Source organism: Micromonospora reichwaldensis (assembly GCF_031845925.1).
Lineage (GTDB): Bacteria > Actinomycetota > Actinomycetes > Mycobacteriales > Micromonosporaceae > Micromonospora > Micromonospora reichwaldensis.
This window is the reverse complement of the sequence record NZ_JAVRFL010000007.1, coordinates 82,153-96,929: the sequence shown is the minus strand read 5'-3', so window position 1 is coordinate 96,929 and position 14,777 is coordinate 82,153. Positions and strand designations below refer to the sequence as shown.

The following is a 14,777-nucleotide window of genomic DNA, read 5'->3' as shown; positions in this document are numbered from 1 at the left end:
CCCGGCAGATTGGGTCGGCAGGGGCGGGGCGGGGTCAGCCCTCGGCCGCCCGGCGGCGCAGCAGCTCGACCGCCTCGTCGACCAGGCCGCCTTCGGTGAGCAGCGTGAGCAGCAGCGGCAGGTGCCGCCAGTCGCCGCCGTCGACCGCCTGCCGCAGCAGGCCGACCGCCTCGTCGTGCCGGCCCCGGGCGGCCAACAGCACGGCCAGTTCGTCGCGGGCGCGCGGATCGCCCTGCTCGGCGGCGATCCGCCAGTACCGTTCGGCCTCGTCGGTGCGGCCCTCCCCGGCGAGCAGCGCGGCGAGCCGGGCGGCGGCGTGCCAGTCGCCGTGCTCGGCACGGATCCGCAGCTCCTCCGTCCGCCCCCGGTCCGCCAACAGGTCGACCAGGACGCTGCCCGCCCCGTTCGCGCCGGCCCGGTCGAGATCGCGCAGGTAGCCGGTCGGGTCGGGCACCGCCACCAGCCCGGCGGACTCCGGGCCGAAGAAGCGGCTGCCGCCGAACTCCCGCCGGAGCTGGTCGTCGAGGTCGTCGGCGAGCGCGATCATGGCCCGCAGGGCCAGCAGCAGATGGGTGGGCGCGAAGTCCTGCCCGAAGACGGGGATGGACGCCCAGACCGTGTCGCCGGTGCAGTAGACGCGCCCGACCACGAGCCCGTTGGTGAGGTCGGAGAGCCGCCGGTACAGGGACTCGGTCGGGTCGACGCCGGTGAGCAGCGGAGAGAACACGTCGACCAGCGGCGGGTCGTCCTGCGCCCGTACGAAGATCATGGCCGAGCCGGCGCGGATGCCGACGTCGCCGTCGGCGTCGACGCGCAACTGGTCCGTGGTGACGCCGAGGAGGCCGGCGAGCACAGCCCGGACCTGGTGGGTCAGCTTCCCTCCGTCGTCGTCCTCGGCGTCGGGGAGCGGGCCGGCGCTGCGGGCGGCGACCGGCCGGGCGGCCAGCGCGGCGGCGAGCCGCGTCCGGGCCGTTACGGGAACGGCCGTGGCGGTGGTGGCCGGGCGGGCGGCCAGCGCGGCGACGAACCTGCCGAGCAGGTTCTCACGCGGCGTCATCGTGCTCGCCGCCCGTGCCGTCCCGGCCGCTGTCGGCCGGTCGTTCCGTCACCCGGACCTGGTCGAACATCTTGGCGATCACCAGTGGCGCCGCGACCCCGAAGGTGAAGCTGGCGAAGGCCGTGGTGGCCAGGCCACCCGCCCCGGCCGCGGCGGCGAGGCCGGTGCCGGCCACGGTCCTGAGCAGCACCGCGAACACGACGATCGGGGCGTCCCGCCGGTCCCGCCACGGCCACTGCCACCGGCCCCCGGACTCGCTGGTCGGGCGCATCATCCCGGAGAGGTTCAGCGCCTCGGCCACCGCGCTGCCGACCAGTCCCCACATCGCGGCCATCCATAGAGACACATCCCTACCGTACTGACCGCCCGCCGCGGCGGGCGCACCAGCCCTCGGCTTCTCCGGCGGCCACGTCGACGCCAACTGCGACGGTAGGGCGCGGGGGCAACGCGACGCCAGCCGACGTTCCGCGGTCCCGTCGTCTCGCCGTCGGCGACGGCTCGTATCCTTTCCGCGAACCTTCAGTGGGCTTTCGAGGATGAAAGGACACGGTGTGAGCAACCGGGCCGAGACGTTGGAGTTCCAGGCCGAGGCGCGTCAGCTGCTCCAGCTGATGGTCCACTCGATCTATTCGAACAAGGACGTCTTCCTGCGTGAACTGATCTCGAACGCCTCGGACGCGCTGGACAAGCTGCGCCTGGCGTCGATGGTCGACAAGGAGCTGGAGGTCGACACCTCCGACCTGCACATCGAGATCGAGGTCGACAAGGCGGCGCGCACGCTGACCGTCCGGGACAACGGCATCGGCATGTCCCGCGACGAGGTCGTGCAGGTGATCGGCACGATCGCCAAGTCCGGGACAGCCGAGCTGCTGCGCAAGCTGCGCGAATCCTCCGACGCCGGGGCGCGGCAGGAGCTGATCGGCCAGTTCGGCGTGGGCTTCTACGCGGCGTTCATGGTCGCCGACCGGGTGGAGCTGGTGACCCGCCGGGCGGGGGAGAGCGGCGGCACCCGGTGGGAGTCGGCCGGTGAGGGCACGTACTCCGTCGAGTCGGTCGAGGAGACGCCGCAGGGCACGTCGGTGACCCTGCACCTCAAGCCGGCCGACGACGAGGACAACCTGCACGACTACACCGCCGATTGGACGATCCGCGAGATCGTCAAGCGGTACTCGGACTTCATCGCCTGGCCGATCCGGATGACCGTCGAGCGCCCCGGCGAGGGCGACGAGACCAGCACCGAGACCCAGACGCTCAACTCGATGAAGGCGCTCTGGGCCCGCTCCCGCGACGAGGTCGACGAGGCCGAGTACAAGGAGTTCTACAAGCACGTCAGCCACGACTGGGCCGACCCGCTGGACATCGTGCACATGCGGGGCGAGGGCACCTTCGAGTACGAGGCCCTGCTGTTCATCCCGTCGCACGCGCCGCTGGACCTGTTCGCCCCGCAGGGCCGCCGCGGCGTGCAGCTCTACGTCAAGCGCGTCTTCATCATGGACGACTGCGAAGCGCTCATGCCAAACTACCTGCGCTTCGTCAAGGGCGTCGTGGACGCGCACGACCTGTCGCTGAACATCTCCCGGGAGATCCTCCAGCAGGACCGGCAGATCCAGGTCGTCCGCCGCCGGCTGGTCAAGAAGATCCTGTCCACCGTCAAGGACATGAAGGCCAACCACGCCGAGCGTTACCGGACCTTCTGGACGGAGTTCGGGGCCGCCGTCAAGGAGGGCCTGATCGACGACACGGAGAACCGGGACACGCTCCTGGAGATCCTGTCGGTCGCCTCCACCCACGATCCGGCCGAGCCCACCGACCTCGCCGGCTACGTCGGCCGGATGAAGGACGGGCAGAGCGACATCTACTACGCCACCGGCGACTCGCGCACGATGATCGAGAACTCGCCGCACATGGAGGCGTTCCGCGCCAAGGGCTACGAGGTGCTGCTGCTCACCGACCCGGTCGACGAGGTGTGGATCGAGCGCGTCGGCCAGTACGACGGCCGGACGCTGCGCTCCATCGCCAAGGGCCAGGTGGACCTGGACACCGAGGAGGAGAAGAAGGAGGCCGAGGCCGAGCGCGAGCAGCAGCGCAAGGACTTCGCCGACCTGCTCACCTGGATGGGCGCCACCCTCGCCGACTCCGTCAAGGAGGTCCGCCTCTCCTCCCGGCTGACCACCTCGCCCGCCTGCGTCGTCGGCGACGCCCACGACATCACCCCGACGCTGGAGAAGATGTACCGGGCGATGGGGCACGAGGTGCCGACGGTCAAGCGGATCCTGGAGCTCAACCCCGGGCACCCGCTGGTCACCGGCCTGCGCAAGGCGCACGAGCAGGGCGGCACGGAGGAGTCGCTGAAGGAGACCGCCGAGCTGCTCCACGGCCTGGCGCTGCTCGCCGAGGGCGGGGAACTGGCCGACCCGTCCCGGTTCACCCGCGTGCTCGCCGACCGGCTCGCCCGGACCCTCTAGCCGCACGCACGGGCCGGCCGGCGGGGGTGCCGCCAGCCGGCCCGTGACCGGTCGGCTCCCACACCGGGCCGTCCCCCGGACCGCCGGGGTGGGCCGCCCCGCGCGTCGTCCTGCTCGGCGCCCCCGCCGCCCGCGTCGCGCCGCCCGCATGGACCCGAACCGTCCGCCGGAATCTGCGCGCTCCTGCCCGGAAAACTCCTGCGGGTAATCGGTCGGCCGTTCACGGAACGTGTCGTGAATCGTGTTCCCGGTGCGCGTACGAACGCCGGCCTTTCACGGCCTGATCCTCGGTCGATGTCGCACCGCCATTCCGCCCGGCCGTGCGGGACACGCGGGGCCGTGTCGCGAGGGAGTCCCCGCTGCCGGCCGCCGCGTCGGCTACCGTGTTCAACGTCGCCACCAGCGGGCAAGGAACATCCCGCAACTTGCAGGACGGCGTGGTGCACGCGCGGCCGAAGGCGTGGAAATTGCGCATCGGCGCATTGAAGAACGCCGATATTGACTTGCTCTCGGAATGAGCGCACCGTGAAGCGTGCGGCGGTAACCGGAGCCCCGGGAGTCGTTCGGCAATTCCGTTCGTGGCCATGGCGCTCGAGGAGGCGGTCATGCGATTGGATCCGTTCGCGGGGGCATATCTGACCGACCCGGCGCAGGTGTGGCGGCGGCTCCTCGACGAGCCCGAGGGGGTGCGCCACGACCCGGACCTGGGGCTGTGGCTGATCACCCGGCACGCCGACGTGCGCCGCGCGCTGGGTGACGCGGAGGCCTTCGGCAACGCACTCACCCTCGCTCCGATCTACGACGTCTGCCCCGAGGCGATGGAGTTCATCGCCCGCATCGACGCGCCGCCCACCACCGCCGCCGCGGACCCCCCGGTGCACCCCCGGACCCGTCGGGCCCTGCGGGTGACCTTCGCCAACACCGCCGAACGCGTCGAGCGCCGGTACGGCGCGATCGTCCAGCGCCGGGTCGACGAACTGGTGTCCCGGCTCGTCGACCGCGCCGACGGGCGGGCGGACCTCGTCGGCGAGTTCACCACCGAACTGCCCCTGCTGGTCCTGCTCGACATCCTCGGCGTACCGGAGGAGGACGTCGGGCGGGTCAGGGCCTGGGGGGACGGCCAGATCGCGTTGCTCTGGGGGCAGCCGGACCCGGCCGAGCAGGTCCGGCTGGCCCGGGACCTGTGGGAGTTCTGGCGCTACTGCGAGCGGTTGGTCGGCGCCCGACTCGGCGGTGGCCGGCACGGCGACGACTACGTCAGCCAACTGCTGGCGTACCGCGACGGCGACGACGAGGTGCTCACGGTGGCCGAGGTGTCGAGCATCGTGTTCAACCTCCTGGTCGCCGGGCACGAGACCACGGCCGGGCTGCTCGCCCACGCGCTCGACCAGGCGCTGTCGGGCCCGGGCCGGTGGCGGGAACTCGGCGAGGACCCGCGCCGGATACCCGCGTTCCTGACCGAGACGCTGCGTTTCGCGCCCGCCATCGACGGTTGGCTGCGGGTGACCCGCCGACCCGTCACCCTGGACGGCGTCACCATTCCGGCGGGTGAGCGCTGCCTGCTGCTGATCGGCGCCGCCAACCGGGATCCGGCGGTGTTCGCCCGGCCGGAACAATTCGATCCGCACCGGTCCGACAGGGACGGGCACCTGTCGTTCGGGCACGGGCCGCACTTCTGTATCGGCGCGGCGCTGGCCCGGCTGGAGGCGGAAATGGCGCTGACCCGGCTCTGCCGAGCGGTTCCCGGACTGCGCCTGGCCCCCGGCCACCGCCGCTCGTACAAGGTCAACATCGCCTTCCGCGCGCACCGGAGCCTGCCGGTGGTCCTCGACACGACGGTGCCGTCCGGTGCTCCGGCGGCGCCCGTCGCCGGGTGACCAGCCGTCTCGTGGCGGCGCCGGTCCTGTTCTGCGGGCGGGTGCGTCGGAGCGTGCCGTGCGGCGTCCGACCGGCTGCGCGCGGACCCGTGGGGTCGCCGCGGCCCGGCCGGCGGCCCCCGGCAGGCGACTACGCTCCGAAGTCACGTCTTCACACCCGTCGACCGATGGGTTAAGAATTGTCCCCTGCGAATGCCCATTCATCGCCCAATGTCTATTGACGCCGATGCCGATGCCGGCCGGTCGGCGTCGCGAAGGTGAACACATGGATCGCACGCCCCCGTCGAGCGCCCTCCGCTCCGGTGCCATCCACCGGTTCCGCTCCGAACTGCGCACCTGGCGCACCCGTCAGGGGTTGACCCAGCGGGCGCTCGCGGAGCGGGTGCGGTTCAGCCGCGAGACGGTCGCCGCGGTCGAGTCCGGTCGCCGGTACGGCAGCCACGAGTTCGCCGTCCGCTGCGACGAGGTGCTCGGCACCGGCGGTTGCCTGGCGGCGCTGTGGCCGCAGGTCGCGGCGGAGCAGTTGGCGGCGGACGGCCGCCGCGGTCCCCGGTTCGGAACGGTGGCAGGGCCCGACCCGGCCCCCGCGCCGCCGGCCGCGCGGCGGGACGCGCGCGACCCGGAGGCGGTCGTGGCGGCGATCGACGAGCTGCGGGAGCTGATCGGCCAGGTGCTCGGTGGGCCGCCGGAGGCCGACCTCCCGCCGCAGCCGTCAGGCGGGCGGCCCGGGCGCTCCTGACCTGCGCGGGATCGGAGTCGCGAGGCGGGACGGGCGCTGCTGACGCTGGGTACAGATGCCGGTACGGGCCGTTTGTACCACCGTCAGGTCTTCTCTGCGGGCGCTCGGTCCGGCGGAATGAGACGTGCAAACGGCAAGGTGCGCATTGGCCGTCTTGGATGAGTCGCGGGAGTCAGTCTTGGCGTCGAGCACGAGGTCCCACGCGGCCCGACCCTACCCGACCGGCCGCCGCGGCTGGAAGATCGGCACCCGGATGCGCCTCATCGTGGCGGCCCCGCTGGTCGCCGTGATGGGATTCGCCGGCCTCGCCCTGACCGAGAGCGTCCGCCAGACGACCCGCGCGAGCGATCTCGGACTCCTGGCACACCTCGGCGCCGACGCGGGCGACCTGGCCCACCGGCTGCAACGCGAGCGCGTCGTCGCCGCCGACCTGCTCAGCCGGGGCGCGGCCGAGCAGCAGGAGGCCTTCGCGGACGCCACCGGGAGCACCGACGACGCCGTCGCCCGCTACCGCCGGCAGCGGGCCCTTGTGCCTCCCGGCCCCGCCGCCGGGCAGACCGCGCTCCAACGGATCGACCTGGCGCTGGAGGGCCTGGCGCCGCTGCGCGCCCAGGTGCGTACGGCGGCGCACGCCTCGGTGTCGGCGATGACCTTCAGCTACCGGATCGTGATCGCCGACCTGCTCAGCCTTCGGGAGAGCGTCACCCTCGGCGCGGTCAACGCCCGGATCACGGACGGCATGCGGGCCTCGGCGGCGCTGTCCAAGGCGGCCGAGGCGGCCGGCCAGCAGCAGGTAGCCGTCCTGCGCGCGGTGGCGGCCGACCAGTTGACCCCCGCCATGCAGCAGGACATCACCGCCGCCCGGTCCGGCTTCACCGAGTCCAGCCTGTCCTTCCTGGCCCTCGCCCGGCCCGCCTGGCGGGGCTGGTGGGAGCAGGCGGGCAGCGGCCAGGACGCCCTGCTGCTGCAACGGCTGCAGGACGAGGTGTCGAGGACCCGGGCGGGAAGCCGGTTGCGGCTGGACCCCGGCGCCTGGGTCGCCGCGACCCAGCAGTGGTCCGTCCGCCTGGCCGAGCTGCGTCAACGGGTCGACGCGGCGGTGCTCGACGACATCCGGTCCGCCCACGCCGACCAGCGGCGGCGCACGGCATTCGAGGCGGCTGCCGTGGCCGTGGCCCTGCTGCTCACCGCGCTGGTCACCTGGGCGGTGGCCCGGCAGATCACGCGGCGCCTGCGCCGGCTACGGGACGCCGCGAACGCCGTCGCCTTCGAACGGCTGCCGCAGGTGGTGGCCCGGCTCCAGCAACCGGACAGCTCGTCGGTCGACCCGGACGAGCTGGCCCGCCAACAGTCCGCGGAGGCCCTGGAGCCGTCGCGCGGCGACGAGATCGGCGAGCTGGGGGAGGCGTTCGCGGCCGTGCACCGGGCGGCCGTGCGTACGGCGGCCGAGCAGGCGGTCATGCGGGCCAACACGGCCGACATCTTCATCCACCTCAGTCGCCGGGAGCAGCGGCTGGTCGACGCGGTGCTGGCGCAGGTCGACAAGGTCGAACGGGACGAGACCGACCCCGAACGGCTGGACCAGCTCTACACGCTGGACAACCTGGCCACCCGGATGGGACGGATCAACGCCAGCCTGCTGGTGCTGGGCGGGGTGGGGGTCGGGCGGGTACGCCAGCACGACGTGCCCCTGCAACAGGTGCTCCAGGCCGCGCAGAGCCAGATCGAGCACTACGCCAGGATCCGCCTCGGCATGGTCGACGGCGACGTCGCCGTCGCGGCCGACGCCGTCGACGAGGTCGTGCACCTGCTGGCCGAGCTGATGGACAACGCCACCGGCTACTCCGCGCCGGGCACCGAGGCGTGGGTGACCGGCCGCAGCCTCGGCGACCGGGTGATCGTGCAGGTCAGCGACGAGGGTGTGGGGCTGTCCCCGCAGCGTCGGCAACAGCTCAACGACCTGCTGGCCCGCCCGCCCGCCATCGACGTCGCGGCCGTACGGGCGATGGGGCTGGTCGTGGTGGGACAGCTCGCCGCCCGGCTGGGCGCGGCCGTCCAGCTCCGTCCGGGCCCCCGGCGCGGCACCATCGCCGAGGCGGCGTTCCCGGGGGCGATCATCCGACCGCTGCCGCCGGAGGAGTTCCTGCTCGCGCCCGGCAGGACGTCGCGGCGCGCGGCGCGGACCACCCTCGCGCCGCCGGCGTACGCCACGGCCCCGCAGCCGTGGGCCGGGAGCGAGGCGCAGCCGTGGGCGGGCGGGCCGGCGCCCGAGCGGGCGCTGCCGGTGGCGCCGGTCTTCCGGCCCGCACCGGCGCCGGCCGGCGCAGGTGACGAGCCCACCCAGGAACTCGTCATCTTCGAGGAGGTCAACCACTGGTTCCAGGCCGGCCACGACGACGCCACGAACGCGGGGCCGTGGGCCAGCCCCGCCGACGAGGCCTGGCGGACCGCTGCCCGGGCCGACGCGCCCGAGGTCGTCGCCACCACCACGTCCGGCCTGCCACGGCGTCAGCCGCGACAGCACCTCGTCCCGGGCGGCGTCACCGTGCCGCAGCAGCGCTCCGCGCACCGCGACCCGACCCAGGTGGCCACCGCGATGGCCGCGTACGCGCGGGGCGTCGCGGGCCGCCGGACCAACCTGATCACCAACTGACCCGACAGGGAGAGCACGTGACCGACCAACAGGATCTCGGCTGGCTGCTGGACGCCTTCGCCGAGCGCGCCACCGAGGTCAGCCATGCGATCGCGATCTCCAGCGACGGCCTGATGGTGGCCGCCACGAGGGGCCTCCCGCCGGACCGGGCGGACCAGCTCGCGGCGACCGGCAGCGGGCTGGTGAGCCTGCTCCGCGGCGCGGCGGCCTTCTTCGACGCCGGCGCGGTGATCTCCAACGTGACCCAGCTCGAGGGCGGCTTCATGTTCTCGATGGCCTTCAACGACGGCGCGTCCCTGCTCGTGCTCGCCGACCCGCAGTGCGACGTCGGCAAGGTCTCCTACGAGATGACCGAGCTGGCGAACCGCATCGGCGACGCGCTGACCCCGGCGGCGCGGGCGGCACTGAGCCGCAGCCGCTGACACCCCCGGCACCCCACGCCGGAACCCCCATCCCTCCTGGAGAAGACATGTCGCTGACCATCCCCCGGCGCAGCCGTGCCCGCACCGCGGCCCTGCTCGCCCTCGTCCTGTTCGCCGCGACCGCCTGTGCCGACGGCGGGCGGGGCGCCGGCGCCGCCGGATCGATCAAGATCGGCCTGCTGGCGTCGCTGTCCGGCACCTACCAGGCGGTCGGCAAGGAGATCCGCGCCGGCTTCGAGCTCTACCTGGCCACCCACGACGGCAGGCTCGGCGGGCGGCAGGTGGAACTCGTCGTCGCCGACGAGGGCAACGGCGCCGCGACCGCGGTGCCCGCCGCGACGAAACTGCTCAAGCAGGACCGGGTGGCCGCGCTCACCGGGATCGTCGGCGGTGGCTCGGTGGCCGCCGTCTATCCGTTGCTCAACGAGACGAAGGTGCCGTTCGTCGGCTCGAACGGTCGCCCGGAACTCAAGGACGTGTCCCGGATCTGGCACACCTCGTACCTCTCCGACGAGCCGGGGGAGGCGATCGCCCGGCACGTGCGCGACAACGTCGACGGCAGCGTCTACGCCATCGGCCCGGACTACCAGGGCGGCTGGGACGAACTGCGCGGCTTCACCGACGCCTTCGTCAAGGAGGGCGGCAGGCTCGCCAACCCCGACGGCAAGACCACCTTCACCCCGTTCCCGACGACCACCAACTTCACCCCGTACTTCGCCCGGATCAAGGCCTCCGGCGCGGACGCCGTCTACACGTTCTACGCCGGTAGCGCGGCCGTCGACTTCGTCAAGCAGTACGCGCAGTCGGAGATCAGCGACCTGCCGCTCTACGCCGCCGGGTTCCTGACCGAGGGCGGGGTGCTCGACGCCCAGGGCGAGGCAGCCCGCGACGTCTACTCGGTGCTGAACTACTCGCCGGACCTGGACAACGCCGAGAACCGCGCCTTCGTGGCCGCCTGGAAGGCGAAGAACGACGGCTCCCCGACCACGTACGCCATGGCCTCCTACGACGCCGCGGCCGTCCTGGACCGGGCCATCGAGGCGGCCGGGGACGACCCGAGCCCGGAGAGCATCAACGCGGCCATCGCCCAGCTGGGCCAGATCGCCAGCCCGCGCGGCACCTGGCAGTTCTCGCCGAGCACGCACGCACCCGTGCAGAAGTGGTACCTGCGCCAGGTGCGCCAGGACGGCCGGGCGCTGTCCAACACCGTCGTGGGTGACCTCGCCACCGTCGGCGGGTGAACGGCGTGGCGGTCGACATCCGGATCGACCCGTACCTGGTCCCGGCCCTGGACGGGGTGGCCTACGGGCTGCTGGTCTTCGTCGCCGCGGCGGGACTGGTGCTCTGCTTCGGCGTCGCCGGCATCCTGAACCTGGCGCACGGCACCCTGTACGCGATCGGCGGGTACACCGCCGCCGCGCTGCTGGACGGCGGCTGGCCGAGCCTGGTGCTGGCGCTGGCCGTCGGGACCGTCGCCGCCACCTCCGCCGGCGCGCTGGTCGCCGGCCTGCTCACCCGGCTCGCCGCGCGCAGCCACCTCACCCAGGCGCTGCTCACCTTCGGGGTGGCGCTGGCCGGGGGCAGCCTGCTCGTGGCGGCGTTCGGGCCGGACGACCCGCCGGTGCGGGTGCCGGCGGCGCTGGACGGGTCGGTGGTCGTGGCCGGGCACCGCTACGCGGCGTACCGCCTGGTCTTCATCGTCGTCGCGGCCGTGCTCGCCGGCCTGCTCCACCTCGCGGTGCGTCGCACCCGGGCCGGGATGCTGGTCCGCGCGGCCGTCGACGACGCCGAGATGGTATCCACCCTCGGCGTGAACCCCGCCTGGATCCGCGTCGGCGTGCTCGCCGCCGCCGGGGCGCTGGCCGGCGCCGCGGGCGTGCTCGGCGCGCCGATCATCGGTCCGGGGCCGGACACCGCCGACGCGGTGCTGCTGCTGTCGCTGGTCGTCGTCGTCCTCGGCGGGCTCGGGTCGATGACCGGCACGCTGCTCGCGGCCCTGGCGGTCGGGCAGATCCAGACCCTCGGGGTGGCGCTCGCCCCGTCGGCCGCCCCGTTCCTGCTCTTCGCCGCCATGGCCGCCGTCCTCGCGGTGCGGGCGCGGGGCCTGGCCACGACCCGGAGGACGTCGTGAGGGACGAGGCGGTACGCGCGCTGCGGCGCGGCGTCGCCGTGCTCGTCCTGGCCGGCCTGGTGCTGGCGCCGTGGGCGGTCGACGACTACACCGTGGCGCTGCTGGCCCGTACCCTCGCGCTGGGCCTGGTGGGGGTGAGCGTCGCGCTGCTCACCGGCGTGGCGGGGCTGCCCACCCTGGGGCAGACCGCGCCCTACGCGGCGGGCGCGTACGCCAGCGCGGTGGTCGGCAGCCGGCTCTCCGACGTGGCGGTGGTGCACCTGGTCGTCGCGGCGGCGGCCGGGGCGGCGCTGGCTGCGGCGACCGTCCCGCTCGTGGTGTACGCGCGCGGCGTGATCGTCCTGATGATCACCCTGGCGATCGGCGAGCTCGTGGTGACCGTCGTCGGGCGCTGGCGGTCGGTGACCGGCGGCACCGACGGGCTCGCCGGGGTGCCGCCGGTGCGTCCGCTGTGGGGGCTGCCGGTGCTGGCCACCGACCGGGCCCGCTACCTGTACGCCCTGGTGGTCGTCGCCGTGCTGGTCGGCGCGGTGCTGCTGGTCCTGCGCACCCGGGTCGGCCTGCTGCTGCGGGCCGGCCGGGACGACGAGGCGCGGCTGCGGGCCAGCGGCCACCGGGTGGCGGCCCACGTGGCGGCCGTGCACGTGGCCGCGGGGGCGGTCGCGGGCGCCGCGGGCTCCCTGCTGGTGGTCGCCCAGCAGTTCATCTCGCCGGCCGACTTCGGCTTCGACACCTCCGCCCTGCTGCTGCTCGGGGTGGTGGTCGGCGGCGTCGCGTCCGTGGGCGGCGCCCTGGTCGGCGCAGCGATCGTGATCGCCGGCCGGGACTGGCTGTTCGGCGTGCTCCCCGGGCACGCGCCCCTGGTGCTGGGGGTGGCGTTCGTCGTCACCGTCCACCTGCTGCCCCGCGACGGGCACCGGCCGGCGGGCGTGCGGGGCCGGCTCCTGCCGGGACTGCCGACGGGCCCCCCGGCCGAGGAACGGCCGGCGCCGACGGGGGCACGCGCATGACGCCGCTGCTGTCCGCCCGGGGCGTCACGGTCCGCTACGGCTCGCTGGCCGCGCTGGACGGGGTGGACCTGCGGATCGACCACGGCCAGCGGCACGCCCTGATCGGGCCCAACGGCGCCGGCAAGAGCACGCTGCTCGACGTGCTGGGCGGGGCGACCCCGGCGGGCGGCGGCCGGGTGCTCCTCGCCGGGCGGGACGTCACCCGGCTCGGCCCCGGCGCCCGGGCCCGGCGGGGCATCGGTCGGATCCACCAGCGTCCCGCCGTGTGGTCGAGCCTGACCGCCGCCGAGAACGTGGTGGTCGCCGCGTTGCCCCACGCGGTGCGGCCCGGCCGGTGGCGGCCCGGCGCGAGGCGGTGCGCCGCCGAGCGTACGGCGGGTGCGTGGCTGGAACGGCTGGGCCTGCGCGACGTCGGCGCGACTCCCGCCGGTCAGCTCGCCCACGGGCAGCGGCGGCAACTCGAGATCGCCATCGCCCTGGCCGGTCGCCCGCGGCTGCTGCTGCTCGACGAGCCGGCCGCCGGGCTGTCCGCCGTCGAGGTCGGCCGGCTGGTGGAGTTCCTGCGGGCCCTGCCGCGCGCCGTCGCGGTGCTGCTGGTCGAGCACCGGCTGGACCTGGTGTACGCGCTCTGCGACCAGGTGACCGTGCTCCGGGACGGCCGGACGGTCGCCACCGGGACGCCGGCCGAGATCCGCGCCTCCGGTCCGGTCCGGCAGGCCTACGCGGAGGGGGTGTCGTGATGTTGCGGACGGAGCGGCTCTGCGCCGGCTACGCCGGCGGGATCGTGCTGCACGAGGTCACCCTCGACGTGGCGGCCGGCGCCGTGCAGGCGGTCGTGGGCCGCAACGGCGCCGGCAAGAGCACCCTCGTGCACGCCGTCGCCGGGCTGGTGCGGCCCTGCGGGGGGCGGATCGAGGTCGACGGCGTGCACGTCGCCGGCCGGCAGCCGCACCGGATCGCCCGGTGCGGGGTCGGCCTCGTCCCGCAGGGCCGGCGGGTCTTCTCCCGGTTGACCGTGGCCGAGCACCTCGCCCTGGCGGCGGTGCCGTGGCGCGCCGCGACGCCGACGGGCGAGGGGTGGACCGTCGCGCGGGTCCTGGAGCTGCTGCCCCGGCTGGCGGCCCGGCTGCGCCATCGCGGCGACCAGCTCTCCGGCGGCGAGCAGCAGATGCTGGCGATCGCCCGGGCCCTGCTCGGCCAGCCCCGGGTGCTGCTGCTGGACGAGCCGTGCGAAGGGCTGGCCCCCGGCCTGGCCGCCCGGGTACGCGACCTCGTCGGCACCCTGGCCAGGACCGGGCTGGCCGTGCTCCTCGTCGAGCAGCAGCTCCAGCACGCCGTCGAGATCGCGGACCGGATCGCGGTGCTCGAGTACGGCCGGGTGGTCTACGACCGCCCGGCGGACGAGGCCCGGGCCGAGCCGGGCCGCCTGGCGGCGATGCTCAGCGTCGCCGCCGTCGCGGAGCTGCCGGCTCCCCGACCGGTACCCGGTTCCGGGCCGGTCCCGCGCACCTGACCCGACCGCCTACGACAGGAACGAGCGACGATGCCGACAGACATCCGTGACACCGAGTACACCTTCGACAACGGATCCCCCGAGGCGGTGCCCCAGCTGCGGGCGCTGGAGTCCTTCCTGGACCCGATCACCGCGGCCCGGATCGGCGCCCCGGTGCTCGCCCCGGGCCGCGTGTGCTGGGAGATCGGCGCCGGCGGGGGCTCGGTCGCCCGGAGCATGGCCGAGGCGGTCGGCCCGGCGGGACGCGTGCTGGCGACCGACATCGACGTCGCCCACCTCGCCCCCGCGGGCAACCTCGACGTCCGTCGGCACGACGTGCGCAGCGAGCCGCCGCCCGGCGACGCCTTCGACCTCATCCACGCCCGGCTGGTGCTGCTCCACCTGCCGGAGCGGCGGCGCGTGCTGGCCTCGCTGGCCGGCGCGCTGGCTCCGGGCGGGTGGCTGGTGGTCGAGGAGTTCGACTGCACGGCCCCGCTGCGCGTGCTGACCGCGCCGAGCGACGACGCGGCGAAGCTCTTCACCCACGTGACGGACGCGATGCTCGACGTCCTGCAGAGCCACGGCGCGGACCTGGCCTGGGCGCAGGACGTGCACGCCCACCTCGCGTCGGCGGGACTCATCGAGGTCGACACGGTCACCCACTCCGAGAGCTGGCCCGGTGGCTCGCTCGGCGCGTCGCTGTACGCGACGAACTCCCGGCAGTTGGCGCCGGAGCTGATCGAGGCGGGTGTGTCGCCCGGCCAGCTGGAGGCGTTCCGTCGGCTCCTGCGCGACCCCGGGTTCGTCGTGATGTCGTACCAGTTCGTGTCGACCCGGGGGCGGCGTCCGGCCCGGCGGTGAGGCGGTTCCCCTCGCCCGTACCGCCGCCGCGCCGGCGGGCCGGTCGGCGGGGCGCACGCCGAGGCGCCGC

At 74.4% G+C, this 14,777-nt stretch carries 14 protein-coding genes; 12 read left to right on the top strand and 2 right to left on the bottom strand.

The annotated features are described in order from the left end of the window. Window positions 1-34 precede the first annotated feature (34 nt). Window positions 35-1,057: a T3SS (YopN, CesT) and YbjN peptide-binding chaperone 1 gene (locus RM555_RS07965; RefSeq protein WP_311411112.1), complete on the bottom strand. Its 1,023-nt coding sequence runs from the start codon at window positions 1,055-1,057 to the stop codon at window positions 35-37. Then, window positions 1,044-1,403 (bottom strand): hypothetical protein, encoded by a 360-nt coding sequence (locus RM555_RS07960; RefSeq protein ID WP_132239768.1) that lies wholly within the window; start codon window positions 1,401-1,403, stop codon window positions 1,044-1,046. The genes RM555_RS07965 and RM555_RS07960 overlap by 14 nt, the downstream gene beginning before the upstream one ends. A gap of 205 nt (window positions 1,404-1,608) precedes the next feature. On the opposite strand from RM555_RS07960, the gene htpG reads away from it, so the two are divergent. The 12 genes from htpG to RM555_RS07900 all read left to right on the top strand — a co-directional run bounded on the left by htpG (window position 1,609) and on the right by RM555_RS07900 (window position 14,707). Then, window positions 1,609-3,522: a molecular chaperone HtpG gene (htpG, locus tag RM555_RS07955; protein ID WP_311411111.1), complete on the top strand. Its 1,914-nt coding sequence runs from the start codon at window positions 1,609-1,611 to the stop codon at window positions 3,520-3,522. Between the two features lie 383 nt (window positions 3,523-3,905). After that, entirely contained in the window at window positions 3,906-4,040 is a 135-nt protein-coding gene (locus RM555_RS07950) for a hypothetical protein (RefSeq protein ID WP_311411110.1), read from the top strand. A gap of 87 nt (window positions 4,041-4,127) precedes the next feature. Continuing rightward, entirely contained in the window at window positions 4,128-5,399 is a 1,272-nt protein-coding gene (locus RM555_RS07945) for a cytochrome P450 (protein ID WP_311411109.1), read from the top strand. A gap of 265 nt (window positions 5,400-5,664) precedes the next feature. Beyond that, window positions 5,665-6,138 (top strand): helix-turn-helix transcriptional regulator, encoded by a 474-nt coding sequence (locus RM555_RS07940; protein ID WP_311411108.1) that lies wholly within the window; start codon window positions 5,665-5,667, stop codon window positions 6,136-6,138. 178 nt (window positions 6,139-6,316) lie between these two features. Then, complete coding sequence (locus tag RM555_RS07935) at window positions 6,317-8,791, top strand: nitrate- and nitrite sensing domain-containing protein (RefSeq protein ID WP_311411107.1); 2,475 nt, start codon at window positions 6,317-6,319, stop codon at window positions 8,789-8,791. A gap of 17 nt (window positions 8,792-8,808) precedes the next feature. Beyond that, window positions 8,809-9,213: a roadblock/LC7 domain-containing protein gene (locus tag RM555_RS07930; RefSeq protein ID WP_091094994.1), complete on the top strand. Its 405-nt coding sequence runs from the start codon at window positions 8,809-8,811 to the stop codon at window positions 9,211-9,213. A gap of 47 nt (window positions 9,214-9,260) precedes the next feature. Beyond that, on the top strand, window positions 9,261-10,454 hold the full coding sequence (locus tag RM555_RS07925) for an ABC transporter substrate-binding protein (protein ID WP_311411106.1): 1,194 nt from the start codon (window positions 9,261-9,263) through the stop codon (window positions 10,452-10,454). After that, complete coding sequence (locus RM555_RS07920; protein WP_311411105.1) at window positions 10,451-11,344, top strand: branched-chain amino acid ABC transporter permease; 894 nt, start codon at window positions 10,451-10,453, stop codon at window positions 11,342-11,344. The genes RM555_RS07925 and RM555_RS07920 overlap by 4 nt, the downstream gene beginning before the upstream one ends. Continuing rightward, the gene (locus tag RM555_RS07915) at window positions 11,341-12,354 is read left to right on the top strand and encodes a branched-chain amino acid ABC transporter permease (protein ID WP_311411104.1); all 1,014 of its coding nucleotides are present in this window, start codon (window positions 11,341-11,343) and stop codon (window positions 12,352-12,354) included. The genes RM555_RS07920 and RM555_RS07915 overlap by 4 nt, the downstream gene beginning before the upstream one ends. Next, entirely contained in the window at window positions 12,351-13,094 is a 744-nt protein-coding gene (locus tag RM555_RS07910; protein WP_311411103.1) for an ABC transporter ATP-binding protein, read from the top strand. Before RM555_RS07915 ends, RM555_RS07910 begins: the two co-directional genes overlap by 4 nt. Beyond that, the gene (locus tag RM555_RS07905) at window positions 13,094-13,867 is read left to right on the top strand and encodes an ABC transporter ATP-binding protein (protein ID WP_311411102.1); all 774 of its coding nucleotides are present in this window, start codon (window positions 13,094-13,096) and stop codon (window positions 13,865-13,867) included. Before RM555_RS07910 ends, RM555_RS07905 begins: the two co-directional genes overlap by 1 nt. 30 nt (window positions 13,868-13,897) lie before the next feature. Then, window positions 13,898-14,707 (top strand): methyltransferase domain-containing protein, encoded by an 810-nt coding sequence (locus tag RM555_RS07900; RefSeq protein ID WP_311411101.1) that lies wholly within the window; start codon window positions 13,898-13,900, stop codon window positions 14,705-14,707. The last annotated feature ends 70 nt before the right edge of the window (window positions 14,708-14,777 follow it).